Raw genomic sequence first — 25,243 nt, 5'->3', positions numbered from 1 at the left:
TCAGGCTCCCTTCACGCGGGGGTCGATGACCACGTAGAGCAGGTCGGTTGCAAGGTTCACCAGCACGACGAGGACCGAGAGAAGCACGAGGCCTCCCTGGATCAGGCTGTAGTCGCGGGCGGTCACCGCGCCGACGAGCAGTTGCCCGACGCCCGGCCGGTTGAAGACGAGTTCGATCGCAATGGTGCCGCCGAGCGTGGCGACGATCATGAGTGAGAGCTGCGTCGTGATCGGGATCAGCGCGTTGCGCACGATGTGCTTCCAGACCACGACCCGCTCCGGCGTGCCGAGCGCGCGAGCCGTGCGGACATAGTCGCGGCCCGAGACGTCGAGGACGGCCGTGCGGGTGAGGCGCATCAGGCCGCAGCCCTTCAGCAGTCCGAGCGTCATCGCGGGAAGGACGAGGTAGCGCAGGTCGAAGGGCGTGTCGCCACCGCCGAGCAGCGGAAACCAGCCGAGCTTCAGCCCGAACACGATGAGCAGGATGAGGCCGAGATAGAAATCCGGAAGGGCCGAGCCGAACAGCGAGACGAGCCGGCTCGAATGATCGACGCCGCCACTCGGGCGCATCGCCGAGGCGACGCCCACGGGCACGCCGATCAGGATGCCGACCACGGTCGAGGCGAGCGTCAGCATGATCGTATAGGGCAGGTGCCGCAGCATCGTCGCGGTGACGTCGACCCCGTTGACGAGCGAGCGGCCGAGATCGAGATGCAGGAGCCCCCAGAGGAAGCGGCCATATTGGACGAGGAGCGGCTGGTCGAGCCCGAGTGTCCTGCGGACATTCTCGATCGTCTGGGCATTGGCGCGGTCGCCGAGCATGGCGATGACGGGATCGCCCGGCAGGAGCCGCATGGCGAAGAAGACGAAGGAGAAGACCAGGAAGGCGGTCAGAATTGCATCGGCCAGTMGCTTGAGAACGAACCGCGCCATCGTCTCGCAAACCTTTCAGGGCATGGCCGGCGGCATGAAGCCACCGGCGCCTGGCGCTCGATCATCTGACCGAATGTCGTATCCGCCCAGTGATCCAACCTCTTGTGTTTGCATCGGCTGTCCCGAAAACCGCTCTCCAGGTTTCAGGCCGATGCCCTAGCGGGCTACGCGCCGCGCCGTGGCGTATTCGTATTGGCCAAAGCCGCTGAGCGGCTTGTAGCCGAGGTCGACATGGCCCTGGATCGCGCTGACCAGGGGTTGGGTCTGCAGCGGCAGCACCGGCATGTCGCGCAGGATCTGGAGTTGGGCCTCCTTGAGCAGCGCCAGCTGCCGGTCGACATCGGTCGACCCGACGGCCTCGTCGACGAGCTTGTCGACGCTGCCGCCGATCTCGCCGTAATGCGAGAAATTGCGCAACGATGCCGGCTTGCCGACCGCCGCGGCCGAATGCAGGAACTCGTTGATCACGGCGGGCGCCGTCGGCGCGATCGCCGTCGACAGCATGTCGATCGTGCCTTCGTCCTTTCGGATGGCGGCGTGATAGCTCGCATGGTCCATGATCTTGAGCTTCACGTCGATGCCGACCTTGCGCAGCATGTCCTGCACCATCAGCATGTTCTGCTTGTAGTCGGAGCGCTCGCTCGACAAGGCCTCGATGCTGAAGCCGTTGGGGTGGCCGGCCTCCGCCAGCAGGGCCTTGGCCTTGATCGGATCGTAATCGTAGCGAAGCTCGGCGGGGATATCGGCTGTCTTCAGGGCGCCGTAGAACTCTTCCGGGACGATCGTGGGCAGCGGGCCGTGGACCACGCCGAACACAGATTTCCAGACCTTGCGATCGACTGCATAGGCGATGGCCTGGCGCACGCGCACGTCGTCGAGCGGCTTGATCTTCATGTTGAAGTGGAGGAATTGCAGGCTCCCGGGCTGCATGATGCTGATCTGGGCATCGCTCCGGGCCTTCTGGATCTGATCAACCCAACGCGGTTCGCGCGGGCCGCTGGTCTGGTCGATCTCCTTGCCGATGAAAGCGATTGTCGCGGCATTGTCGGCCGGGATGTAGCGGAAGCGCAGGGTCGCGGTCGGCGGTGCGCCGCGGAAATAATCCTTGTTCGACTTGAGGACGATCGATTCCTGCGGCCGGTACTCGGCGAATTCGAACGGCCCGCTGCCGATCGGCGCGCGGCCGAATTCGGCTCCAAGCTTTTCGACGGCTTTGCGCGGCACGATGTAGCGGCCGAAACCGGGCGTCAGGGCCGAGGCGTGAAAGAACGCGTTCGGTGCCTTGAGGACGAAACGGACCGTCAGCGGATCGACGACCTCGATTGTGTCAATGTCCTTGAAGCTGGCGCCGTGCACGCCGCCGAGCTTGGGGTCGAGTTGGCGTTCATAGGAGAACTTCACGTCATCGGCAGAGACCTCGCCATAGCCCTGGTGCCATTTCACGCCGGGCTTGAGATAGAAGGTCCAGACCTTCTTGTCGGGCGACACCTCCCATCGTTCCGCGAGCTCCGGCTGAAGCGCCGCCAGCTCGATGTCCATGGTGCCGCGCTTGGTATTGACCAGCGAGTTGAAGACCTGGAGCACGATCGTCTCGTCGTCGCCCGTCTTGGTCAGGGCTGGATCGATCGAACCGAGGTCGCGGGCCTGGAGCCGCAGCGTCAGCGTGTCGGTCGCGCCCTGCGCGAAGGCTGCGCCGTTGTGCGACACGGCACTGAGGCCGGCCATGCTCAGGGCGCTCGCGACGACTGAGCGTCGTGTGATGCGTGTCATGATTTCCTCCTGTGGGAATGGCGGGCTCTTTCGGCCGCGCTCATTCGAAGACGCTGTGGCTGACCTTGTGCTTCCCGATGAAATCCCAGTCATAGGTGACGCCGAGGCCTGGACCGTCGGGCACGACGAAGCAGCCGTCTGAGGCGACCGCGTCGAGCTTGTCGGAATATCCGTCGGTATAGAACGTGCCGACAGCCTGGCCGCGCGACGGCCCGACCATGGCCAATTCATAGAAGTTCGTGTTTCGGATGGCGGCCATGGCGTGGCGATGTGCCGGACCATTGCCGTGGAGCTCGACATCGAGGCCCAGCGCCTCGGCGAAATGGGCGATCTTCATCGTGCCGGTGATGCCGATATCGAGATCGGGATCGGCCCGCACGAAGTCGGTGCCGTCGGCGAGAGTGAGTGTCGCCATGGCTTCCAGCCCACGCACGTGCTCGCCAAGCAGGATCGGCGTCTTGATCAGTTCGCGCAGGCGACGATGGGCGTGGGCAGCAAGCCCGCCGTCACTATAGGGATCCTCGTACCAGAAGAAGCCGGCCTCATCGCAGGCACGGCCACAGGCGAGGGCGTCGGCGAAGGTCTTCAGGTGACAGGCTGAATCGTGCATCAGCTTCATGCGCCCGCCGACACGCCGACCGAGAAGCCGGATCGCGGCGGCATCACGCCGCCAACCGCCATCGGTCCAGCCGTGCATCTTGAAGGCGCGATACCCCAGGCCGTGGCATTCCTCGGCGAATTCGGCGAAGGCCTCGGGCGTGGCCAGACCACCGCCATCGCCACCAAACCAGGTCGATGCGTAAGCCGGCAGGCGCTTGCCGCGATGGCCGCCGAGCAGATCGCTGACCGAATGGCCGGTGCGCTTGCCGGCGAGGTCCCAGAGGGCGTTGTCGATCTGGCAGCCGCCGATCCGGTCTTCCTTCCGCAACCAGCGGCGAATGTCTTCGTAGATCGTCTCACGGGCATAGCAGTCCCGCCCGATGATCCATTTGGCGATGAAATGGGTCTGCGGGGCGGTGTCCGTACGCCCGCCGACATATTCGCCGCGCGCGCCGTCCTGGGTTTCGATGCGGACCGCGATGCGTTTGCGTGTCGTTCGCACGCCTGGCATGTCGATGCCGCTCGGGCTGACATCGAAGGCGACGTTCTCCATGTCCTGCGCGAACAGAATGACGTCGATCCGGCGGATCCGCGTGGCCGCCGAGCCGAGGACGTCGCGGGCGGCGCTTGCCGTGTCTTCTACGCTCAGCATGGCGCCCTCACTCGATCACGACATGCGATTTGGCATTGCGGGTGATGTAGTCCCAGTCGTAGCTCACCCCCAGACCGGGCCCTCCGGGCACCGGAAAGCATCCATCAGCACCGACGCTGTCGAGATCGTCGGAATAGCCGCAGGTGTAGACCGGCGCATTGAAATTGCCTCGGGACGGCCCGACCATCGACAGTTCGTAGAAATTGGTGTTGCGGATCGCCGCCATGCAGTGCCGGTGGGCGGGTCCTGGCGCATGCAACTCGACATCGAGGCCGAGCGCCTCGGCAAAATGCGCGATCTTCATCGTTCCGGTGATACCGATGTCGAAATCGGGGTCGGCGCGCACGAAATCGGTGCCGTCGGCGATTGTCAGCGTCGCCATGGATTCCAACCCCCGCACATGCTCTCCGAGCAGGAGAGGCGTCTTCAGCATCTCGCGCAGCCGCCGGTGGGCGTGGGCGGCAAGACCACCGTCGCTATAGGGATCCTCGTACCAGAAGAAATTGGCGTCATCGCAGGCCCGGCCGACTTCGAGCGCGTCGGCAAAGCTGCGCAGATGGCAGGCAGCGTCATGCATCAGCGCCATCCTGTCGCCGATGCGCTGGCCAAGCAGACGCACGGCCGCGGCATCGCGCGTCGGGCTGCCGTCGGTCCAGCCATGCATTTTGAATCCGCGGTAGCCGAGCTCGTAACATTCCTCGGMGAAGTCGGCGAAGGCTTCGGGGGTCGTGAGGCCGCCACCCTCGCCGCCGAACCAGGTCGAGGCGTAGGCGGGGAGGCGGGTCTTGCCGCCGCCGAGCATTTGGCTGACCGACAGGCCCAGTCGATGGCCGGCCAGATCCCACATCGCGATGTCGATCACGCCAGCGCCCATGCGGTCTTCCTTGCGGAGCTGGCGGCGGACACGCTCATAGGCCCGTTCGCGGGCGAAGACGTCGAGGCCGAGCACAGCGCGGGCGCAGGCCGCGGCCTGGGCCAGCGAGTTCGCCTGGCCGCCGACATAGGCGCCCCGCGCGCCGTCCCGCGTTTCCATTCGCACTGCGAGGCGAGTGCGCGCGGACTTCGCGCCGGTCACGTCGATGCCGCCGGGTCCGACTCCGACCATCGGATAACTGAATATCCAAATTTCGACACGGACGATTTCGCTCGCGCGAGGACCTGGTTCGGCTCCGTCTTGCGTCTTGTCCAGTAGCCGCACGTCCATGGTGCTCGCTTCCAATCCCTTGGCACGGCCGGTTGTGACCCAGGGTCCGGGTCGCGAGGCCCAGGCTGGCTGGACATCTTCGGCTTCGTCGGATTATATAATATCTATAACTTCGCAGAAGGCGGCGAATGTCAAGACGTCCGAATGAGGCTGATTGCGTCGCACGGGTTGCATCAACCCGCATTGCGTTTCACGAACGGGCGGCGATCGGGCGGGCGGTGGAATCGACGATGAGAGCGCCGAGATGACGGACGCACCGGCCCCCGCCAGCCGAATCGTGCCCTTCATGCAGGCGACGACGTATCAGCGGCTGCGCGAGGCCATCCGCGCCGACATCGTTGCCGGGACCTTTGCGCCGTCTGAACATTTGAAAATGGCGGCGCTGGTGCAGCGCTACGGGACGAGCCCCGCGCCGATCCGCGAGGCGCTTGGGCAGCTCGAAGGCGAGGGCTGGATCGAGATTCTACCGAACCGGGGCGCGCGGGTTCGTTCGATCGAACGGGCCTTCATCCGCGAATTATTCGAGATCCGCCTTGCTCTTGAACCGCCTCTGGCCGGCTACAGCGCGGCGGTTGCAACCGTTAGCGACATCAACGCACTCTGGGCTATCCATAAGGATTATGCCGCCGCGATCGGCCAGGGCAATTCGGCGGCGATCTCTTCGACCAACGGCGCTTTCCACACCAGCATCCTGTCGATCCGCCCGAACCGATCCGCGCTGGTTCTGCTCGATCAGCACAATGCATTCGTTGGAGCGACGCGACGCCGCTTCGGCTTCCCCGACCACCGCCTTGCCGCAATGGTGCCCGAGCACGAGGCGATCATCGAGGCCTGCGCGCGCAACGATGCGACTGCCGTGCGTCGGCTGATGCGTGCGCATATTCAACGCTCGATCGACGAGTTGATCCCGCGGCTGCCGGGCAACGACCCGGATCATCTCGAGAGTTGAACAGTTCTGACAGGTGCGAGCGGTGGCTTTTACTATCAACCGACCGTGCTGAGTGGGGTTCCGGTGGATGCAGCCATTTGAAACGACGGTTCTTCGGTCGCACTGCGCCGATCTCTACGTTCCCAGCCAAGTAGGAGGCGACCCGCCTGGCCAACGACACCGAGAACGGGCCGATTTTAATGTCTGAACACGCGACCTCTCCAACGGGTTGCGGGGCGCGGGCAAACTGGAAAGCGTCATGGGCGGCACCGATCGACGGCCTAGGGTGGATCTATCGGCTCCGTTCGACGCTACCAAGCTGAGTGGGTTCGCGCGACGCCATCCTCGTATTCAGTGAGACTAAATAGGTCGCAGTGAGCTGATGAGCGCCCTGCGATAATCAGGTGGGTCTAACGTACCAAGGGGGGGCATAATGAAGATTGCCAAGGTAGAGACGTTCCAGGTTGATTGGGGTGCGTCTGCAAAGGGGGCGCGAAGCGCGTTCGTCCGGATCGAGACTGAGGATGGTCAATACGGCCTGGGTGAAGCCTCGCCCATGCAAGGCGGCCTGGCTTCGCTAGTCATCATCGCCAACGACATGGCGCCGGCCCTGATCGGGAAGGATGCTCTCGATCATGCCGTCCTGCTGGACACTTTGTTCCACAAGTGCATCAAACTTGGGCCGGAAGGGGCCACAACGGCCGCGCTCGCAGCGCTCGACATCGCGCTCTGGGATCTCAAAGGAAAGCTGCTCGGCCAGCCTGTCTACAAGCTACTCGGCGGGGCCTGGCGCACGGCTCTACCCTGCTATGCCTCCGTTGGGGGCAATGCCTGGCGCACGGTTGATCAGGTTGTCGAAGTCGTCATGCGGCGGGTGGAGAAGGAGCGGCCCGCGGCGGTGAAGATCCGCTGGGACGGCGACCGGACCAGGCAGGACGTCGATATTCCCGGCGACATTGCCAAGGCCAAGGCTGTCCGCAAGGCGCTGGGCGATCAGTTCGTGCTCGGGTTCGACGCTAATAACGGCTATTCGGTCGGCGGCGCGATGCGGGTCGGCCGGGCGCTCGAAGACCTTGGCTACACGTGGTTCGAAGAGCCCGTGCAGCACTACCATGTCGCTGCCATGGGCGAGGTCGCCCAGCGCCTCGACATCACCGTTTCCGCCGGCGAGCAGACCTATACGCTTCAGGGGCTCAAGGAACTGATCAATGCCGGCGTGCGCATGGTGCAGCCTGACATCGTCAAGATGGGAGGCATCACCGGGCTGATGCAATGCGCCGCCGTCGCCTATGCTCACGGCGTCGAGCTCGTCCCGCACCAGACCCAGCCTTCCGTCGGCCACCTCGCCAATATTCATGTGCTGTCGACCATCATGCATCTCAGCAAACCGGTCGAATTGGCGGATAACTGGGAGCGGGCCGGATCGCTCTTCAAGAAGAACCCGTCCGAGCCCATCGATGGCCGCTTCGAATTGCCGACGGCCCCGGGGCTCGGAATGGAATTCGACGAGGCCGAGATGAAAAAGCGGAGCATTTCCATCAGCGCCTGACGTCAGAACAAGACAAAAAGGGAGGAAAAAATAATGAAACTAACCAGAAGAACGTTTCTCGGTCACGCCTCGACGATTGCAGCGGCTGCGGCGCTGGGGGCTCCCATCGCTCATGCAAAGGACGAGGCGATCTCGATCGCCCTGGCGGCGCGTTCGCCCACGAGCATCAATCCGCAGCAGCCCGGGATGACCGGGGGCGACAACTGGGCGATTCACCAGGTGTTCGATACCCTCGTGAAATCAGACGAAGGGACGTTTGCAATCCGGCCCGAGGACTTCCGCCCCAGTCTCGCCGAGAGCTGGGAAAGCTCGGAGGATGCCAAGACGTGGACATACAAGCTGCGCCGAGGGGTGAAGTTCCACAAGGGCTACGGTGAAATGACGGCTGACGATGTCGTCTTCACCTTCGCCCGGCATCTTGATCCGAAGATCGTGACCAACCAGAAGCCGCTCTACTCCAATGTCGAGGCGGTCAAGGCGCTCGATCCCCACACCGTCCAGTTTACCCTCAAACGGCCCGATCCGCTGTTCAACGGCAGCGTCGTGACCACCCTCGCGGCCTCGATCCTCTGCCGGAAGGCCTTCGAGGAGAAGGGCAAGGACTTCGCCATGAGTCCGGTCGGGACGGGCCCATACCAGGTGGAAAGCCTCAGCCCCAGCGACGGGATCCAACTGGCTGCCTTCCCAGATCACTTCGCTGGACCGGCGGTTACCAAGACGATCCATGTCCGCTTCATTGCCGACACGACGGCGCGAACCCTCGCCTTCGCCTCAGGCCAGGTCGACATGATCGAAGGCGTCCGCTMTCCCGGCTGGCTCCCATCGATGCGCCAGCGCTCGGCCAGCACGATCTTCGACGCCACGGCGCCCGGCAGCTTCAACCTGCTCCACCTGAACCTGACGCGGCCGCCGCTGAACGATATCCGCGTGCGGCAGGCGATCCGCTACGCCATCAACAGCGACCAGATCGCAACGGCATTTGCCGGTCTTGCGGTCCCGATGGTCGGGGTCATCGCTCCGCAATTCGCCGGAGCGGTCAAGAAAGCGGATTTGCCGCCCGAGCTGCAATACAACTACGATCCCAAGAAAGCCAAGGCGCTGCTGGCAGAGGCGGGGCACCCGAACGGCGTGACCATTCCCTGCTTCACCAGCCAGCGTGAGGATTATGCGGCGATCATGCTGATGCTCCAGGAGCAGCTGCGCGCCGTCGGCATCAACCTCGATCTCAAGATCATCGACCATGCGACCATGCATTCCGAGAACCGCAAGGACCGGAATTCGATCGCCCTGTACTCGTCCAGCTACCCGCCGGTGCCGACGCAGCCCTTCCTGCAGCTGCTGTCGGCCGAAGCGGACGTCAAGGCCGATGGCACCGGAGCGGAAAACTACAGCCACTACGGCGTCGCCATTCCCGGCATCGACGCACTCATCGAAAAGGCTCAGGACGAGCCCGATTTCAACAAGCGTATCGCGCTCATCCAGGACATCGAGAAGCAGGTTCTGCGTGATCTGCCGCTCCTTGGGATTGTCACGCTCTCCTATGTCATAGCGCGCAATCCGCGTGTGAACATCGGATTCCCGGTCAAGTCTGGCTACGCCTATTGGCGTTTGAACAAGGCCACGCGCGTCTAAAGGGGCAGACCATGCTGCGTGTCATCGGAGCGAGACTGCTCGATGCCGTGCCGACGGTCCTGCTGGTGCTGACGCTCGTGTTCATCGCGCTGCGCCTGCTCCCTGGGGACCCGGCACTCGTCGCCCTCGGCGACTATGCGACCGCGGAACAGCTTGCGCTGTTTCGCGAGCAAATGGGGCTGAATGCGCCCCTCTGGCAGCAGTACCTCACCTTCATCTGGGACATGCTGACGCTCGATTTCGGGCAGTCCCTGATCGATCGAACGCCGGTCCTCCGGCTGCTGGCCGATAATCTGCCCTACACGATCGAGCTGACGCTTGTCGCGACGGGGATGGGGCTGCTCGTCGGGATTCCGCTCGGGGTGGTCGCGGCCGTCAACCGCAACAAGCTCCCCGACGCCGGCGTTCGCGTGTTCTCCCTCATCGGCTACGCGATCCCCGACTTCTATCTCGGGGCGCTCCTGCTGATCGTGTTTGCCCTGACCCTCGGCTGGTTCCCGATCAATGGCGGGGGCACCGGATTTTTCGACCGCATGTACCACGTGTTTCTGCCGGCGGTGACACTCGCCATGGTCAAGACGGCCTTCCTCGGCCGGTTGACACGGACCTCACTGCTCGAGGTCCTTGGCAAGGACTATATCCGCACGGCACGGGCGAAAGGCGCACGAGAGAACCGCGTCATCTATCGGCACGGGCTGCGCAACGCCTTGCTGCCGATCACGACCGGGCTGGGGCTCAGTCTTCTGGCGACGCTGTCTGGGTCGGTCGCGATCGAGCTGGTCTTCAACCGGCCAGGCATCGGGGAAGTCCTGATCAGCGCAATCGCCAAGCGGGACTATCCAGTCATCCAGGCGGGCGTCGTGGTGTTCGCCTTCTTTGTTGTTCTGATCAACCTGCTGGTCGACCTCGCCTACATCGTGGTCGATCCCAGAATTCGGGTGAAGTGATGACGCTTGCCACGGAACAGACCCATGTTCTCGCGCCGGAAGAGCCACGCTTCGGATTGCTGCGCAGCATCATCCTGGGCCAGCCCTCCACGATCCTGGCGACGATCATCATCGCGGTCTTCCTTGCCATCGCCGTTCTGGCGCCCGCGATTGCACCTTATGACCCGCTGGCGCAGAGCTATCTCGCGATCAACTCATACCCGTCGGCGGAACACTGGCTCGGCACGGATCAGTTCGGACGAGACGTGCTGTCGCGCCTGATCTTCGGATCACGCAATTCGCTGATCTTCGGTCTGATCTCTCCGACGCTGGCTGCGCTCGTTGGTACCGCACTTGGCGTCGCCGCCGGGTATTTCGGCGGGATGATCGATCGTCTGGTGACCCGGATCATCGACCTCCTGCTGGCATTCCCGGAGCTGCTGCTCGCTATCATGATCGCAGCCGTGCTCGGCGGCGGCTTCTGGAACGTCGTGGCGGTGATAACCATCGCGTTCGTGCCGGGCTTTGCCCGCGTGGCGCGGGCCTCGACGCTCGCGGTCAAGCAGGAACCCTATGTTGAAGCGGCCATCGCCGCGGGGGTCACCACGCCCATGATCATCGTCCGGCATGTGCTCCCGAATATCTCGGCGCCCATCGTGGTGCTGATGACGCTGTGGGTCGCATCGGCCATTCGGCTCGAGGCCTCCCTCAGCTTCCTCGGGATCGGCACCCAGCCGCCCAATCCGAGCTGGGGCAACATCATCCGCGACGGCTTGGGGAACATCTTTGGCTCCCCCTGGCCGATCATCGGAGCGGGCTTCGCCATCACGATGGTCGTCCTGGCCTTCAACCTGATCGGCGATGCGGCCCGCGACGTGCTCGATCCGGAGACCGCTCAATGACGCCACCTCTTCTGAAAGTAGAGAATCTGGCGGTCGAGTTCGGTCCCAAGACCAATCCCATCCGTGCCGTCAATGGCGTGAGTTTCGAGATCGAGGCCGGCGGCGCCGTTGGCATCGTCGGCGAGTCCGGGTCGGGGAAGTCGATCACGTCGCTGTCGATCCTGCGGCTGATCCCCGAGCCGCCGGGCCGGATTGTGCAGGGCCGGGTCGAGCTGAACGGGGTCAATCTTCTCGATCTGCCCCGAGCGAAAATGCCCGATATCCGCGGGCGCGAAATCGCGATGATCTTTCAGGAGCCGATGAGTTCGCTCAACCCCCTGATGACCATTGGCGATCAAATCGGCGAAGCCATCATGCTCCATTCCGCGCTCGATCGCGAAGCGCGGCGGCGCCGGGTGATCGAGGTGCTGAACCTTGTGGGGATTCCCGATGCCGCGGGCCGGGTCGACGCCTATCCTCACCAGTTCTCGGGCGGGATGCGCCAACGCGTGATGATCGCGATGGCGCTCGCATGTAGCCCCAAGCTGTTGATCGCCGACGAGCCGACAACCGCGCTCGACGTCACGATCCAGGCCCAGGTGCTCGAACTGATGAAGCGTGTTCGGTCCGCGACGAACACGGCAATCCTCCTGATCTCGCACGATCTGGGCGTCATTGCCGATGTCTGCGAACGGGTGATCGTCATGTATGCCGGTCGTGTCGTGGAAGACGGTGACGTGCGATCGATTTTCCGCAGGCCAAGTCATCCCTATACGCGCGGTCTGCTGGAATCGATCCCCCACCTCAGGGATCAGCGCCGACGCCTGTTCCAGATTCCCGGCTCGGTGCCATTGCCCGGCACCGTCAAGCAGGGCTGCCCGTTCTATTCCCGATGTTCGCTGCGGGTTGACGAATGCGCCAGGGAAATGCCGCCGATGTTCCGCTTCGGCGAGAGCCATACAGCGGCCTGCTGGGTCACAGCAAAGGCGGAGGCCGTCCAATGATCGAGCCGCTTATCCGGACCGAGAATCTCAGCAAGACCTTTGGCGAGGCCGGCGGCCTTTTCCGCAGATCGAAGGGCAGCAGCGTCCGTGCCGTGGACGGCGTGTMCTTTTCGATCAATCGCGGCGAGACCGTCGCGGTCGTCGGGGAGTCCGGCTGCGGCAAGTCCACCATGGGACGGCTGCTGCTGCGCTTGATCGATGCGACGGAAGGCAGCGTCTTCTTCGAGGGAACGGACATCAACACGCTCTCGCGAAGCGAGATGCGGCAGATGCGCCAAAGAGCACAAATGGTGTTTCAGGATCCCTACGGGTCCCTGAGCCCGCGCAGGAGCATTGCCGACATCGTCGCCGAACCGCTCGAGGCTTTCGGCCTTGTTCGCAACCGACGGGAGAAACGGGAGCGGGTCGCGGAACTTCTGAACCAGGTCGGACTATCGCCCAGCTTCATGGACCGGAAGCCGCGCCAGTTCTCGGGCGGCCAACGTCAGCGGATCGGCATTGCCCGGGCCATTTCGGTTGATCCGAGTTTCGTCGTGGCGGATGAGCCGGTCTCCGCCTTGGACGTCTCCGTGCAGGCACAGATCGTCAATCTTCTGCAGGACCTGCAGGAGCAGAAGCGCTTCACATATCTCTTCATTGCCCATGACCTTGCCGTGGTCCGGCACATCGCTGACCGGGTCATGGTGATGTATCTAGGACGCGTCGTTGAGATCGGGCACAAGGAGCAGATCTATTCGGCCCCGCAACACCCCTACACCCAGGCCCTCCTGTCGGCGGCCCCTGAGCCGGACCCGGATTTCAAGGCCAGGCGCATCATTCTCGAGGGCGACGTCCCCAGCCCGACACGCGTTCCTACGGGGTGCAGTTTTCACACCCGCTGCCCGCTGGTGCAGGACATTTGCAAGGCAGAACGCCCAGCATTGCGCGAAGTGATGCCCGGGCAAAGCGCAGCTTGCCACTTTGCGAGTCCGAATCCCATACCGGCCTGAACAGCGCACGGCTGCTCGATCGCGTTTCCACGGCGACTTCGGAGCGACAATCCATGCCGCTCTCCCAAGACAATCCTGAAGCCTCGCCGTCCCTTATTACGGAGGGCATTTCTCCGTCAGCCGGACGATTTCCGGCTCGAGCTCGTGGGCGGGCGCCATCGCTCCGAGTCAGTCAGCTGCGGAAGGTTCTCGTCGCATTTGCGGCCGGCGCTGGCCGGCTAATCGACGGTGGAAGGTGATCTGCTTCCGGCTGAGCGGCGTGCGACGAGATGGCGCCGACAATTGTGGCGAGGTGCGATCCGGGCGATGGCCGGGCGGCCTGGCCGATAGTCAGCACGATCCCTGAGCAAGTTGCCGTATGCGGCGGCAACCAAGCACTTCATTCGGGGCGCTTGGCGAATTCCTCGCCGGCAATCCGCACCGCCTGTTGCACGACGGGATAGCCGCTGTAGGGCACGAGGTTGAGGAGGGTTTCGAGCACCTCCTTTCGGCTCGCGCCGGCATTGAGTGCCGCGTTGATGTGGACACGCAGCGGGGCTTCCGTAGTCGTGGTCGCGACCGCCGCCAAGGCCGCGCAGGCCGTCAGCTCGCGGATTATAGGATCGATGCCTGGTCGTGAGAAAACGTCGCCGTACGAGTGCTCGACGATCATCCGACCGATATCCGGTGCAATGTCGTCGAAGCTGCGGATGACCGTTTCACCGGATGCTCCGGAGGTCTGTGCAAGTGTCGCGAGCCCGCGCTTCCGACGCAACTCCCGGCTCTCGGACAGTTGTGCCGCCGCGGATGGCGCCGTGATCGCTGTAGCGCCGCGGTCTGCCGAGAAGGCCCGTTGGGCGAGACCGAAGGCGTTGAGTGCGGCGGGAAATCCGGCATAGACGCTAAGCTGCATTAGCGCCTCGGCAATCTCTGCAGGCGACAGGCCCTGCTTGAGGGCGACTTTGAGATGGAAATCGAGAGCGTCGTCGCGGTTGCCGGTCGCCGCCAGCATCGAAATGATGGCGAGGTGCTTGGCCTTCGGTTCCAACCCCTCGCGCGCCAGCGACTCGCCGAAGGCGAATTCAATCGTCCAGCGTGCAAGGTCCGGCGAGATCGCTTCAAGAGGCCGCAGATGGCCTTCGCCGTTGACCGCTAGGAGGGCTTCCAGTCCGCGCCGGTATCGCTGCGTTCCGTCGTCGCTTGCCGGTGGCGGGGCCTCGAAGGTGATGCCTCGCTCCTGGAAGATCTCGCGCGCCAGGGCGATCGAAACGACGGCGGAGGGGAAGCCGAGAACCCCCACGGATACGAACAGCAACTCGACCAAATCCTGCGGTCTCCCGCCGGCGTTGAGGAAGCCTGTCATATGAAACTTGAGCTGCGGTTTGACGCTGCCCAGCGCCATCAAACAAGAGACGGTGCAAATCTGCCGTAGCGGCAAACTCAGTCCCGGGCGGGAGAGAATATCGCCATAAGAATATTCGACCGTAAAACGCGCCAAGTCCGGCGACGCCTCTGCAAGGCGTTTGATCGGCAAGTCAAAACCCTCGCCGCCGATCCGCTGGAGAACCTTCATGCCGCGTTCGAAACGCTCGCCGTTTGCGTCTTGAGCCATGGTCTGCTGGGCTCCCATCAAGCCGCTTCATGAAGAGGGTTTCGGGGGGCATGACTTCGGCCATGCGGCGCGATAGAGCCGCCGCCCCGTGCCCCTATCAGAGATTCATCGCTGAACGATTGCGATAAATCCAATTCATTAATAATATCATCGTCATGAATGCGGTTCATCTTGCCAATATCGATCTGAATCTGCTGGTGGTGTTCGATGCCGTGTTTGCAGAAGGTCATGCCACGCGCGCAGCCGAACGGATCGGGCTGACCCAGCCGGCCGTGAGCCACGCGCTCAACCGGCTGCGTGCTTTGTTCGGCGATCCACTCTTCGTCCGCTCGCCGCGTGGCATGGTGCCGACTTCGCTGGCCCAAGACATCGCGCCGAACGTGCGATCTATCCTCGAGCAGGTGCAAGGCGTACTGCGTGGCGGGCGTGCTTTCGACCCGACCGCGAGCACACGGCAGTTCGTCCTCGGTCTCTCGGACTATGCCGCCTTCGTGCTTCTGCCTCGCCTGACCGCACGCCTCGACCAAGAGGCGCCGGGCCTGTCTCTCGTCGCCCGCAATACGAGCCGGAGCGTCGGCCTGCCGATGCTGGAGGATGGAACGGTCGAACTGATCGCGGGCAACTTTCCGGAGCCGCCGACACACATGCGGGAGGAACTGCTCTACGAAGAAGACTTCATCTGCGCCGGCCGCGGCGACCACCCCAATCTCGGCGAACCGCTCGATCTCGACCGATATTTGGCCCTTCGCCACATTCAGGTCTCGATGAGGGGCAATCCGAGCGGCTATGTCGACGCCGTGCTGGCGGAAAGAGGGCTCAAGCGAAATGTGGCCGTAACCGTCKGACACTTCCTGATGGCCCCAATGCTGGTGGACGCCTCCGATCTCGTGGCGACGGAACCACGCCGCCTCTTTACGCCGCTTGCCGGCCGCCTACCCCTCAGGCTCTTCCCGCCGCCGATCGACATTCCCCAGTTCCGGGTGGTGCAGACATGGCACTCAAGGCACGATGCTGATCCGGGCCATCAGTGGCTGCGGCGCATTCTCCGGGAAGTCGGTCAACAGGCATAAGTCACTAATCTACGGGCGACCCCCTGAACGGTCCCGCTCACTCGGCGCTTCATCGTCGGCCCATACTACTAGGTAGTTCGATGGCGTCKGACATTTTCGCGGCAGACGGCCAAAGGCGTCGCACGTTAAATTCGATTCCTGAGCGCGAAGCCGAGCTGAACCGGGCCAATCACTCTGCGGCAATTTGGAGGGCTAGCGTAGACATGGTGCCCATCATCGTGGAGCGTAGCCCGCCAGCCCCGCCGATTCCCACTCGAGCGGTTCGGCCCCGAGTTGATCTTCATTGAAAACGTGCCTGGCATAGCGGTCGGCAAGAGCGACGAGAGCGCTCCGCTCGATCGCCTTATCGAATGGCTCGGCCGCAACGGCTACCTGCCCGATATCTTGGCACACTTCGTTGAGTGTGGTCTCCTGTCCCTTGTGGAAGTATGCTCTTGGGGAGGCGTGGGCGAGTTCTCATTCACGAGGCATATCAGGTTTCCATGTCAGGCCATGCGATCCACATCAAGATCGACGGAAGAACCTACTCGGGGAACTTCAAAGTTGACCGAAAGATGCTGATCGTCACAACAACCTACGGCAGCAAATCCGCCGAAACGAACCCGCGGGTGGCACATGAGACGCTTGCTCACCAACTCCTTCAGGAACTTGTCCAGCAGGAAAAGTCGCGCAAGGGCTCGACGCTCTGACGAAAGGCGTGCGCTCGGCATTGTCACGGGAATGATGTGATCTGAGCCTGCCACGGTAGGGTAGGAGCATACAGCACCGATTTCGTCATCGCGGGCACGAATGGCGATGATGTCATCACCGGCACGCCGGGCGACGACCGGATCTTCGCGGCCGGCGGCAATGACCAAGTCACTGCGCTTGCTGGCGATGACGAGGTCCATGGCGGCGCCGGCGACGATATCCTCGATGGCGGTCCGGGCGGCTTCGACAATCTGTTTGGCGACGCGGGCAATGACCGACTGACGCTGGCGACGAGCGACGGCGGCGGCACGGCGTTTGGCGGCGAGGGCGACGATGTCATGTTCGGCAGCGACACCTCCTTCAACAACTTCGACAACACGCTGCGGGCGAGGCCGGCAACGACGAGCTGCATGCCGGCGCGGTCGGCACATCCATGAACGGGGAAGGCGGCTCGGATTGGCTGATCAGCGGTGCGGCCGACGACCAGATGGAGGCCGGACGCGACGAGTTCGGTTTCGAGCTGGACAATGCGCAGGATCTGTTCGTCTACAGCGGAACCGGGCGCTGGAGCGAGGAAGGCAGCTTCTTCGGCGACACGGTGTCCGGCTTCCAGGATGGTTCGGACCTGTTCGACCTGCGCGGCAGCGGCCTGCAATTCTCCGACCTGTCGATCGTCAACGAGGAATTCGAAACGACGATCACCTCGGTGCGCGGGAATATCTCGGTCTTCGTGAATGCCGGGCAGGAGGTTTTCCTCGACCAAGATGATTTCCTGTTCGACCCGGCGCCCGCGCCGTTCTCGACCGATCCGCTGTTTATCTAACGGGCTCGGAGGCTAACGATTTCACCCGGAACAGGAGCCCAAGCGGTCCATCCTGTTCCGGACTTGGGCCACCCTCCGCCGAACTTTGCCCCAGACACCGGATGAGAGCCTCGATTGGGTCGGACATCACTACCGAGCCAGAAATGGGCGCTGGTAGGATGGCAGCCTTCCTCGCCCTGTCGACGAGATTGCGCAGCTTACCATGAGAAGCGTCGCCGCGGCCATCGAGCTGATGCTTTAGCGCCAGCTCGAACGCACCAAACGCCTGCGCTTCGCGTCATAGTCGAAAAAGGCGTAGATGATGGTGTTTCGCGCGCGATCGAAACCCGCCACCACATCAGCCGGTGCGGTCCATTTGAGGCCGAAGGCAGCCAATACGTCATGATGGTCCGCGAGGGTCATCCGGCGGGTTACACCGTTCTGGACAACACAGAGATCGGCAAAGCGCGGGTCAGGCTGCAAAATACTCTCGACTGTCTTGAAGGCCATGTGACTGATCCGGTTCAGAGGGACGACATGCCGTCTAGATCATGAGACTGAGCTGGTCCGGGTCCTCGTGCTGTTCGCCTTCAAAGGACGACAACGTGACGCCTATCAACCGGATGCCTTTTTGGGTCGGGAATAGTGGATCGAGGAGGCCGCACGCGATGCTCTCCACCTCCGATGCTGATCCCGGCGGCAGGCCGACTGTGCGGCTGCGCGTGATCTGCTGAAAACCGGCGTACTTCACCTTCAAGGTCACGGTTCGCCCGTGCAGCCCCTTCGCTACGCAATGGCGCCAGACCTTTGCGACCAACGGTGTGACCTCGGAGTGCGCCGCCTCGAGGTCGAAGATATCGACCGCGAAGGTATCCTCGGCGCCGACCGATTTCCGCTGCCGGTCGGGCTGGACCGGGCGCTCATCGATCCCGCGCGAGATCCTGTAATACCAGGCGCCGGACTTCCMGAAATGCTCCTGCAGGAAGGCGAGTGGCTTCGCCCTGAGGTCGGCGCCTGTCAAAATGTCGAGCCGCTCCATCTTGGCTGCGGTGGCCGGTCCGACCCCGTGCAATTTCTTGACCGCGAGCGCCTCGACGAATGGCGGTCCCATGCGTGGCGTGATGATGGCCTGGCCGTTGGGCTTGTTCAGATGGCAGTGCTGGGAGTTGCCGAACGATGCCTTCCGCCCGTCACCGAATTTTTCGGAGGCATCAAAAAGCCTGTTCAATTCAGTTGCTTAGGTGGCCTCGGGTGGTCTTGCCTACCCATGCCGAATATTGGCTGTGGGGGGTACGGCGAGATAGAGGATGCGGCCGCGCAGCCAACGCGGCTGAGTTCGGACAGGATCCGTGACCGCCCCTCGCTTCACGAAGTGGCGCTGGCGTTTGTCGGCTAGGCGTGGTCGGGCGGGCCGCTGCTCAGGTTCCGTTTGGCCCGCCACCTCTGGCTTCCCATGTCAGAATGGCGAGAGCCAAATTCTCGAGTTCGACCTCAGCCATCGGATGACGAGCAGCAGCATGGAGGTCGCAAGCTCGGGCACAGGCGCGAATATAGTCCGCCTCCGAACTCAACATTACGGAGCGGCGACTTGGGTAGGCTGGGGCCCGGTTTCGCCTGCGGTCTGGTCGTTCTTGACGCATGCCAGGCTCCCCTGCGTTGTGCCTCCGCGGGTCTGCGCGATGGAATGCGCAGTGAGAATCGCCAAAGAAAGCCGACGACGAAAACCTGTGATGGAGCCGCTCCGAGGAGCAATCCCACCATTTCGGATCCGCTAAAAGCGGAGAACATAATGCTGCTCGCTGTTCACATCTTGGAATAGCGGCAAACGTCTCGGATCGCGCCCCCTCCTTAGTATAGGTCGCAGTAGTCTCACCGAACGGTATCGGCCAAGACGGAGCGGCACGGCTGGCCATAGGCATGGGCTCGGCGGAGCGCGCTTAATCGCTGGCGTCCGACAACCGGTGCTTCAAAACGGCATTAGGTAGCAAAAACCACCAGACCTGATCCAGTCGGTTTGGTAGCTTCCGGCTCCCATTGACGGAGCAGGAGCAGGTGAGAGTTGACGAGGAACTGAAGCGGAAGCGCGCCGAGCTGCTTGACGAGGTCGAGGAATTGAAAGCCAAGATTCAGGCGATCGATGGACAGGTCTCGGCGATCGACCAGGTGATCGCGATCTACGATCCGGCCTATGCCCCGCAGGGATCAGCGGCAACGAAGCCGCAGCGGCCAAGGGCACCCAAACAGCTCCCTCCCGAATTCGCACGGATCAACAAGAACGAGGCCATCCTCGAGGTGCTCCGCGAGGCGGAGCACCCGCTTTCGACGGCGGACTGCACCTTCCGGATCGTAGAGCGCAACGGTGCCGATGCGGACGATCCGTCTATGCCGCGTTTCCTGACGCAGGTCTCCGCCACTTTGATCGCCCTGACCAAGCGCGGCCGCGTACGCCAAGCGGGCACCATCGACAGCCGAAAGCACCTATGGGAGATCGCAGCTTAGGCTGCGGCGCTTCCATCCCAGATCAGCTCGGGCGGTTTGTTGCCCTGCCAATAGCCGCACAGGTACCGCGACGTCGGTCGCCTCAGCGCCTGCCCCAGCAGGGAACGCGTCAGCCCGCCATTGCTCATCCGCCTCGTGTCTTCGCGCCAGGCGATGTCGGCCGCGTACCAGTCGAGATATCGCGTCGAGAAGCGATGGTGGATGCCGACATAGGCCCGCTGGATCCGACTGAAGAAGCTCTCGACGACGTTGGTGTTCGTGCCATCTTCGGAGGAATACGCCTCGGAGTGGTTCACCCGACCCATGCGGTTCAGGCCGACGACATCGTTGTAGCTCCCGTGCTCGTCGGCGAAGACCTTCGCGTTCCGGGAGACGTGGTCGCGAACCGCAGCCCAAGCGGCATCGCCGTCCTCTTCTCGGATCACTCGGGTGAAGGTCCGGCCGGACATGCCCCGCTGCCGGATCGCCAGGATGCAGAGGCGGTCCGGGCTGCGGTTCTTCTTCAGGCGCCGATCGACGCGATCCTCGGCCTTGTTCTTGGGCCGCACGTGGCCGCCGGCGTACTTGCCGTCAATCTMGACCTCGCCGTCGAGCACCATCTCCTCGCGGCGCGACGCCACGGTCTCCCGGAGCTTCATCAGGAGCACCCAGGCCGTCTTGTATTGGACGCCGAGCTCTCTGGAGAGCTGGAGGGCGGCCTTTCCCTTGACGGAGTTGGCGACGAACCAGATCGCGAAGAGCATCTTCTTGAACGGCAGCTTGCGCCAGGCGAACGCTGTCCCGGACGTCACCGTGAAGACGGAGCCGCATTCCTTGGCGGAGCACTTGAAGCGGCTCCGGATCATCTCGTAGCAGCGCAGGTTCCCGCAATGCGGGCAGTAGGCCTCGCCGTCCGTCTCAGGCCAACGGGCCTGCCGGAACCACTTGTAGGCCGTCCTCTCCTGGATGCGGGAGAGTTCGGTGATCGTCAGGTCGCGGACCTTGGGCGAAAGCAAGAAGTGCTGGCCGGGCCTCTCCATGGCTCAGCGCTCCCCTCGAGACGAGGGAGAGCGGTATTTCCCAGCCCCCGGCGAAGGCACGGAAGCTGAAACCCATGGTGATGAACGGCATGGTCATGCTCGGAGTCCGGTCCGGTATGGGGATTGTCATGATCGGGCAGCGGGAACCGTCGACGATCCAGGTGGGCGTCGCGGTTCAAGTCAGCGCTGTCATATGAGCCGATGCATGATCCGAGCTCATGCCAGGGGAATGGCGTGGAGTCGATCGGGATGCACGGCGTTGGTTAACGGCGACGCGACCGATAGTCGGCGCAGGCTCTCGCACTATTGTCCGAACGAACGTCAGCTTCCGGACCGAGATCGAAGGAGCAAAATCGACTCTGAGCTGGCATTATGAAATTCTGCTTCCGGGCAGTTCGATAACGTCGGCAGTCGAGTAGCGGGAATTGACCTATCCGGCTGTCGGAGCGCCCCCGATCATGAGTTATCCGTGGAGACCTGCCGCTCTCAGTTAAACCTTGAGCCTTGAAGCACTTGGCAAAGAGCCTTGCGTCGATCTTGGTGACGTCCGCGGCAACGTGCCGGGTCACGGCCATCGCGCTGAGGCTCAGGCGCTCGGCAATCTCGACACGCGAGATGTCGCGACGCTACTCCAACAGGGCGCGAACTTGCCCTGTTGGCCTTGCCCAAGGCGATCCGGTGCGGGTTCATGGGCACAGCACCACGCCGTTCTGAATCCAGCAGATCTCGGACGAGCCGCCGCTGCCGCCGAGCATCAGCACCGGGACAGCCAGCGAGCGCAGTCGGCGGTGTGGCCGGGAGACGGTCGCGGTGCGGTGATACACCCGGTATTCCCGGTGCCCCCGGGAGGCGTGCCGGCGCGACCGGCGGCGAGCCCAATCAGCTTCGACAGTATCGAGGCTGCTCATCTTCAGGTAATCGCCAGCAACGCTCTCGGCTTTGGGCGCGGCCTGCGCCTGTGCCGCAGTAGCGGCCAGAGCCAAGCAGATCGCGAACGGGGCAATCTTCGTGGGGTAATTCATCACAGTTCCTCGTGGCAGAGCGGGCTTCGCCGGATCGATACGCGATTGACCGTGCTGCCTCTTGTTGCTTTCGGCCAATATTTTGCTCGCCGCCTACATTGGTCCGGGGTGTTGGGCCCGGCCCGATTTCACCGCCCCGTTACCCGAGCAGACTTCGGCCGCCTCGCAACCGCGCGCCCGCTCCGCATCTACCCTTCGATCTCGGTCCGGAAGCAGACGCTCGATGAGGCGATAGCGCCTTGGCCAGGAGGCCCGCTTTCGGGCAGCTTAGCGACTTCCGCTTTCGACCCACCCTCGACCTTCGGAACGTCTGCTGATGGGTAAGGTCCCGGCGCGTCTGGGAACCGATGAGGACAGTGCTGGCAGGTTGTCGAACGACGCCTTCCACGCGTACCATTTTTGGCAATGCCGAGAGGCTAGAAACCCCTACAATTCAGTTGCTTAGTGAGCCTTTGGTGGTCTTTGCTACCTAATGCCGCTTCAAAATGCGTTATGCAGTTTTGGCCCCGGGCCAGCGGATCACTTTTCCTGCCATCATCAGGCGATCGCGACCGCCATTCTTAGCCGCGTATAGTGCTCGATCGGCTGCTTCCACCAATGAAGCATGGTTGGTCGTGGTCGCGGCATTGGGCCAGATCGTAGCGCCGCCAATACTTGCCGTTGTGCGCCATGCGGCGACACTACCGTCTTCAATCTGGATTTCGTGGAGCGCCTCTAGAACCCTGGTCCCGACCTGCTCGCACCCGTCGGAATCCGTATTCGGGAGAAGAAGAGCGAACTCTTCTCCGCCATAACGGGCGGCAAGATCGGCCGACCTCAGAGCCTGGTTAGCCAGTACGCTAGCGATCGTCCGCAGGCAGCTATCTCCCGCTTGATGTCCGAACTGGTCGTTGAACATCTTGAAGTGGTCGATATCGATCATCAGCAGGGAAATAGGAGTGCCTTCCCTGCGCGCTCTCGCCCATTCCTGCTCTAGACGTTCGTCGAAGCAGCGACGGTTGCCAAGGCCTGTGAGCCCGTCGGAGGCGGCCAGAACGGCGAGCTTCGCCTCAAGGTCTTTGTGTTGCGTCATATCGCGGGAGAGAGCAACGAAACCATTGATAAGACCAGTGTCCGAATTCCTGGTTGGGCGCATTGTCGTCTCGACCCAGATCTCGGACTTCTCGCGATGGCGAATGCGATAGAGCATTCGCGCTTCGTCCATCTCACCTCGCTTCAGCGCTTCAATCGTTTGCTCGACTCGTGGTCGGTCCTCGTGATTGACGCCCGCCAAAGCCGAGGTTCCGACAAGTTGCGCGGGGGCCCAACCCAAAACGCGCGCTGAGGCTGGAGACGCATAAAGAATGCGTTCGTCGAAATCGATACGGGTCACCAGGTCGCTGGACTCTTCAGCCAGGAGCCGAAAGTCAGCCTCCTTTGCCGCGATTGCAGCGGCAAGACGCTGACGTGCGACGAGCTGCCGGACGAGATGGATACCGACAAGAGCAATGAACAGGGCGAGCCCAACGACGAAGGCTACACGTGTGATCACACCCTGGCGCCAGCGCGCAAGCACGTCGTGCTCCGCTTGTGTCGCGAGCAAGACGAACGGGAAGCGATCACTCACTTTGTAGAAGCTCAACCGCTGCAATCCGTCCAAGGGTGAGCGGAAGTAGTATGTTCCCGATGAAGCGCGAGGGATCTGTTCGCGAATAAGACGGGTCGTCGACAGATCCCTGCCTACAAAACTGCCGTCACCGACGCTTCGGGCAAGCAGAATTCCGTCCTTGTTGAGCAACGTGACGGTGCCGCGTGGCCCAATATCAAATCTCCTATAAAATTCTGCGAAATAGGCGACGTCGATTGTCGCAGCAACCACGCCGGCAAACCTGCCATCCCTGTGATTGAAGCGGCGCGATATCGTGATGATCCATTGACCGCCCGATCGGCTTTGCACAGGGGGGCCTAAGAAAGTTTGGCGGTCGTCGATATCGCGATGATGTTGAAAATAGGCGCGGTCACTATTGTTCAGCCCGGCGAGGTTTACGCTTTCCGTCGTCGCGACCCACTCGCCGATCTCGTCATAAACAAAGAGGCCGCGGATACGGCCTAGCGTGGTTCGACGATCGTTTAGGAAGCTCTGAAGGCCCGCTAGGGCCTCGGACTCAATGCCAGTTGATTCCAGGCGATTGGCAAGTCCAAGGAGCGTCGCGTCGGCGAGCTCCACCGAATCTTCGGCGTGCTGCGTAAGCGAGCGGGCGAGATTGGCCATGTCTATCTCGGCATTCTCCAGCACCGCTTCGCGCGCTGACCATTCTCGCCAGCCGCTAAGGATGAGAATCGCAAGACAGGCAATTGTCACGAACACGCCGGCCCAGAACGGGAGGCGAGAACGGTTCGCAATTTGCGTGTCGACGCCGGCCCTCATTGTGACGGGCCTCCTCTTAGTTGGCACCCGCTCGCTCGCGATGAAGCATCGGCGACGCGCTCGGCTGTAGTCTAAGTGTACATCATCGACATAATGAACCCCAGCTCACGCTTTCAACGATCGCCATCGCACTTGTTTCAACCCCAGCAGCCGCAGAACGATCAAGGCAAGGCCAACACGTGCAATGAGTTACCGCCGCTCAGGACCGGTCGCACTGACGCCTTCGAGCCCGAAGCGGCGAGGACACGGAACGTTCGCTCGGCCGCCAGCCAACGCGATTGGCGAGGGCTGAAAGCCCCGGGAACGCATTATGTCATTAAGACCATGAGGCGTGGCGGAGCCTCATCCAATCCATAATTCACGAATTATCTCTGCATCGGCGTGCCGACCTTGCCGATCAACTGATTGGGTGTCGCGAAGGCGTGCTCCGTCTGGCGCAGCGCATAGCCGGGCATCGGACTGAGGATCACGTCTTACCCACCGCGTGCTCCTGCAGTCGGATGCAGCAGCGCGACACGCTGCCCCTTCGTGACCGCGTCACCCAGCGCGACGAGATGTTMGACGAGGCCCGCTCGCGACGCCTCCGGCCCGGCCGTGAATGCACGCCGGGGCTCCAACATAGCTGGAACCGCCACAAAGCGGCCGGCAGTGAAGCGCTTGATTGCCTAAGTTGATAGTAAGTGTAATAGCCCTGCGGCCTCTTATTGAGTAGGGCTCGCGTTTCGGCTCCGGGTTGTGGGCCTTTCCATCACTCCAATAGTCCCCCGGTCAAATCATGACGAGCCAGCAACGCGTTCTCATCACGGGTTCAGCAGCCGGAATAGGGCGCGCGATCGCCGATCGCTGCCGGCAAGACGGGTACGAGGTGGTCGGGATCGATCGGGATGAATCCGACATTCGTGCGGATTTGTCTGATCCACAGGCGACTGCCCTAGATGCCGTAATGGGCCGGCGCTTCGAATAGCCATTTTGGGTGGCTGTCCCTCAGAATGATGGTGTTGAAAACGAGGTCCGAGCGATCGGCCTCAAGCATCATGAGAGGAACAGCCGTGGAGCATTATGCTGGAACTGGAAT

Annotated in this window: 22 protein-coding genes; 12 read left to right on the top strand and 10 right to left on the bottom strand. The window is 62.6% G+C overall.

What is annotated here, in order from left to right; translation table 11 throughout:
* The 4 genes from AC1DIO_RS23535 to AC1DIO_RS23520 all read right to left on the bottom strand — a co-directional run bounded on the left by AC1DIO_RS23535 (nucleotide 1) and on the right by AC1DIO_RS23520 (nucleotide 5,060).
* Entirely contained in the window at nucleotides 1–933 is a 933-nt protein-coding gene (locus tag AC1DIO_RS23535) for an ABC transporter permease (RefSeq protein ID WP_476854157.1), read from the bottom strand.
* Nucleotides 934–1,089: 156 nt separating this feature from the next.
* The gene (locus AC1DIO_RS23530) at nucleotides 1,090–2,703 is read right to left on the bottom strand and encodes an ABC transporter substrate-binding protein (protein WP_476770178.1); all 1,614 of its coding nucleotides are present in this window, start codon (nucleotides 2,701–2,703) and stop codon (nucleotides 1,090–1,092) included.
* Between the two features lie 40 nt (nucleotides 2,704–2,743).
* Nucleotides 2,744–3,955, bottom strand: a complete 1,212-nt coding sequence (locus AC1DIO_RS23525; RefSeq protein WP_476854156.1) for an enolase C-terminal domain-like protein — start codon at nucleotides 3,953–3,955, stop codon at nucleotides 2,744–2,746.
* 7 nt (nucleotides 3,956–3,962) lie between these two features.
* Nucleotides 3,963–5,060: an enolase C-terminal domain-like protein gene (locus AC1DIO_RS23520; protein WP_476854155.1), complete on the bottom strand. Its 1,098-nt coding sequence runs from the start codon at nucleotides 5,058–5,060 to the stop codon at nucleotides 3,963–3,965.
* Nucleotides 5,061–5,403: 343 nt separating this feature from the next.
* Here AC1DIO_RS23520 and AC1DIO_RS23515 point away from each other — a divergent pair, with 343 nt between their 5' ends.
* The 7 genes from AC1DIO_RS23515 to AC1DIO_RS23485 all read left to right on the top strand — a co-directional run bounded on the left by AC1DIO_RS23515 (nucleotide 5,404) and on the right by AC1DIO_RS23485 (nucleotide 13,068).
* On the top strand, nucleotides 5,404–6,108 hold the full coding sequence (locus AC1DIO_RS23515) for a GntR family transcriptional regulator (RefSeq protein ID WP_441492642.1): 705 nt from the start codon (nucleotides 5,404–5,406) through the stop codon (nucleotides 6,106–6,108).
* A 412-nt stretch (nucleotides 6,109–6,520) separates the two neighbouring features.
* Nucleotides 6,521–7,636, top strand: a complete 1,116-nt coding sequence (locus tag AC1DIO_RS23510; protein WP_476854154.1) for a mandelate racemase/muconate lactonizing enzyme family protein — start codon at nucleotides 6,521–6,523, stop codon at nucleotides 7,634–7,636.
* 33 nt (nucleotides 7,637–7,669) lie between these two features.
* Entirely contained in the window at nucleotides 7,670–9,268 is a 1,599-nt protein-coding gene (locus AC1DIO_RS23505; protein WP_476854153.1) for an ABC transporter substrate-binding protein, read from the top strand.
* Between the two features lie 11 nt (nucleotides 9,269–9,279).
* The gene (locus tag AC1DIO_RS23500) at nucleotides 9,280–10,215 is read left to right on the top strand and encodes an ABC transporter permease (protein ID WP_441480561.1); all 936 of its coding nucleotides are present in this window, start codon (nucleotides 9,280–9,282) and stop codon (nucleotides 10,213–10,215) included.
* On the top strand, nucleotides 10,215–11,096 hold the full coding sequence (locus AC1DIO_RS23495; protein WP_476770662.1) for an ABC transporter permease: 882 nt from the start codon (nucleotides 10,215–10,217) through the stop codon (nucleotides 11,094–11,096). Before AC1DIO_RS23500 ends, AC1DIO_RS23495 begins: the two co-directional genes overlap by 1 nt.
* Nucleotides 11,093–12,079, top strand: a complete 987-nt coding sequence (locus AC1DIO_RS23490; RefSeq protein WP_441492646.1) for an ABC transporter ATP-binding protein — start codon at nucleotides 11,093–11,095, stop codon at nucleotides 12,077–12,079. Before AC1DIO_RS23495 ends, AC1DIO_RS23490 begins: the two co-directional genes overlap by 4 nt.
* Nucleotides 12,076–13,068: an ABC transporter ATP-binding protein gene (locus AC1DIO_RS23485; protein WP_476854152.1), complete on the top strand. Its 993-nt coding sequence runs from the start codon at nucleotides 12,076–12,078 to the stop codon at nucleotides 13,066–13,068. The genes AC1DIO_RS23490 and AC1DIO_RS23485 overlap by 4 nt, the downstream gene beginning before the upstream one ends.
* 379 nt (nucleotides 13,069–13,447) lie before the next feature.
* On the opposite strand, the gene AC1DIO_RS23480 is transcribed toward AC1DIO_RS23485, so the two are convergent.
* Complete coding sequence (locus tag AC1DIO_RS23480) at nucleotides 13,448–14,659, bottom strand: carboxymuconolactone decarboxylase family protein (protein WP_476854151.1); 1,212 nt, start codon at nucleotides 14,657–14,659, stop codon at nucleotides 13,448–13,450.
* A gap of 155 nt (nucleotides 14,660–14,814) precedes the next feature.
* On the opposite strand from AC1DIO_RS23480, the gene AC1DIO_RS23475 reads away from it, so the two are divergent.
* From AC1DIO_RS23475 to AC1DIO_RS23465, 3 genes are all read left to right on the top strand, one after another.
* Nucleotides 14,815–15,729, top strand: coding sequence for a LysR family transcriptional regulator (locus tag AC1DIO_RS23475; RefSeq protein ID WP_476854150.1), 915 nt, complete (start codon nucleotides 14,815–14,817; stop codon nucleotides 15,727–15,729).
* A gap of 776 nt (nucleotides 15,730–16,505) precedes the next feature.
* Complete coding sequence (locus tag AC1DIO_RS23470; protein WP_476854185.1) at nucleotides 16,506–16,856, top strand: calcium-binding protein; 351 nt, start codon at nucleotides 16,506–16,508, stop codon at nucleotides 16,854–16,856.
* The gene (locus tag AC1DIO_RS23465; protein ID WP_441492650.1) at nucleotides 16,853–17,242 is read left to right on the top strand and encodes a hypothetical protein; all 390 of its coding nucleotides are present in this window, start codon (nucleotides 16,853–16,855) and stop codon (nucleotides 17,240–17,242) included. The genes AC1DIO_RS23470 and AC1DIO_RS23465 overlap by 4 nt, the downstream gene beginning before the upstream one ends.
* Nucleotides 17,243–17,479: 237 nt before the next feature.
* Here the strand turns inward: AC1DIO_RS23465 and AC1DIO_RS23460 are convergent, their stop codons facing one another.
* Together AC1DIO_RS23460 and AC1DIO_RS23455 are read right to left on the bottom strand one after the other, a co-directional pair.
* Nucleotides 17,480–17,731 (bottom strand): hypothetical protein, encoded by a 252-nt coding sequence (locus tag AC1DIO_RS23460; protein ID WP_441508543.1) that lies wholly within the window; start codon nucleotides 17,729–17,731, stop codon nucleotides 17,480–17,482.
* Nucleotides 17,732–17,765: 34 nt separating this feature from the next.
* Nucleotides 17,766–18,332 carry a DinB/UmuC family translesion DNA polymerase gene (locus AC1DIO_RS23455; protein ID WP_476854184.1) on the bottom strand — a complete coding sequence of 189 codons (567 nt, stop codon included), beginning with the start codon at nucleotides 18,330–18,332 and terminating at the stop codon, nucleotides 17,766–17,768.
* A 941-nt stretch (nucleotides 18,333–19,273) separates the two neighbouring features.
* Between AC1DIO_RS23455 and AC1DIO_RS23450 the strand changes: the two genes are divergently transcribed.
* Entirely contained in the window at nucleotides 19,274–19,720 is a 447-nt protein-coding gene (locus tag AC1DIO_RS23450; protein WP_476854149.1) for a hypothetical protein, read from the top strand.
* Here AC1DIO_RS23450 and AC1DIO_RS23445 read toward each other — a convergent pair.
* The 3 genes from AC1DIO_RS23445 to AC1DIO_RS23435 form a co-directional block, all read right to left on the bottom strand.
* Nucleotides 19,717–20,739 (bottom strand): IS1595 family transposase, encoded by a 1,023-nt coding sequence (locus AC1DIO_RS23445; RefSeq protein WP_476854148.1) that lies wholly within the window; start codon nucleotides 20,737–20,739, stop codon nucleotides 19,717–19,719. The two genes, AC1DIO_RS23450 and AC1DIO_RS23445, sit on opposite strands and share 4 nt — an antisense overlap.
* A 686-nt stretch (nucleotides 20,740–21,425) precedes the next feature.
* Entirely contained in the window at nucleotides 21,426–21,761 is a 336-nt protein-coding gene (locus AC1DIO_RS23440) for a hypothetical protein (protein ID WP_476770668.1), read from the bottom strand.
* A gap of 490 nt (nucleotides 21,762–22,251) precedes the next feature.
* Nucleotides 22,252–24,168, bottom strand: a complete 1,917-nt coding sequence (locus tag AC1DIO_RS23435; protein WP_476770669.1) for a diguanylate cyclase — start codon at nucleotides 24,166–24,168, stop codon at nucleotides 22,252–22,254.
* Nucleotides 24,169–24,943: 775 nt separating this feature from the next.
* On the opposite strand from AC1DIO_RS23435, the gene AC1DIO_RS23430 reads away from it, so the two are divergent.
* Complete coding sequence (locus tag AC1DIO_RS23430) at nucleotides 24,944–25,132, top strand: SDR family NAD(P)-dependent oxidoreductase (RefSeq protein ID WP_441508546.1); 189 nt, start codon at nucleotides 24,944–24,946, stop codon at nucleotides 25,130–25,132.
* Nucleotides 25,133–25,243 lie beyond the last annotated feature (111 nt).

It is taken from the genome of Allobosea sp. 05T439, from assembly GCF_056396005.1.
This window is presented reverse-complemented; position numbering and strand designations above follow the sequence as displayed.

What these genes read in the sequence shown, in the direction of transcription:
- AC1DIO_RS23530 (WP_476770178.1), bottom strand. Translation starts at nt 2,703, where the DNA reads ATGACACGCATCACACGACGCTCAGTCGTCGCGAGCGCCCTGAGCATG.
- AC1DIO_RS23525 (WP_476854156.1), bottom strand. Translation starts at nt 3,955, where the DNA reads ATGCTGAGCGTAGAAGACACGGCAAGCGCCGCCCGCGACGTCCTCGGC.
- AC1DIO_RS23515 (WP_441492642.1), top strand. Translation starts at nt 5,404, where the DNA reads ATGACGGACGCACCGGCCCCCGCCAGCCGAATCGTGCCCTTCATGCAG.
- AC1DIO_RS23510 (WP_476854154.1), top strand. Translation starts at nt 6,521, where the DNA reads ATGAAGATTGCCAAGGTAGAGACGTTCCAGGTTGATTGGGGTGCGTCT.
- AC1DIO_RS23500 (WP_441480561.1), top strand. Translation starts at nt 9,280, where the DNA reads ATGCTGCGTGTCATCGGAGCGAGACTGCTCGATGCCGTGCCGACGGTC.
- AC1DIO_RS23495 (WP_476770662.1), top strand. Translation starts at nt 10,215, where the DNA reads ATGACGCTTGCCACGGAACAGACCCATGTTCTCGCGCCGGAAGAGCCA.
- AC1DIO_RS23490 (WP_441492646.1), top strand. Translation starts at nt 11,093, where the DNA reads ATGACGCCACCTCTTCTGAAAGTAGAGAATCTGGCGGTCGAGTTCGGT.
- AC1DIO_RS23480 (WP_476854151.1), bottom strand. Translation starts at nt 14,659, where the DNA reads ATGGCTCAAGACGCAAACGGCGAGCGTTTCGAACGCGGCATGAAGGTT.
- AC1DIO_RS23465 (WP_441492650.1), top strand. Translation starts at nt 16,853, where the DNA reads ATGAACGGGGAAGGCGGCTCGGATTGGCTGATCAGCGGTGCGGCCGAC.
- AC1DIO_RS23460 (WP_441508543.1), bottom strand. Translation starts at nt 17,731, where the DNA reads ATGGCCTTCAAGACAGTCGAGAGTATTTTGCAGCCTGACCCGCGCTTT.
- AC1DIO_RS23440 (WP_476770668.1), bottom strand. Translation starts at nt 21,761, where the DNA reads ATGAATTACCCCACGAAGATTGCCCCGTTCGCGATCTGCTTGGCTCTG.
- AC1DIO_RS23435 (WP_476770669.1), bottom strand. Translation starts at nt 24,168, where the DNA reads ATGAGGGCCGGCGTCGACACGCAAATTGCGAACCGTTCTCGCCTCCCG.
- AC1DIO_RS23430 (WP_441508546.1), top strand. Translation starts at nt 24,944, where the DNA reads ATGACGAGCCAGCAACGCGTTCTCATCACGGGTTCAGCAGCCGGAATA.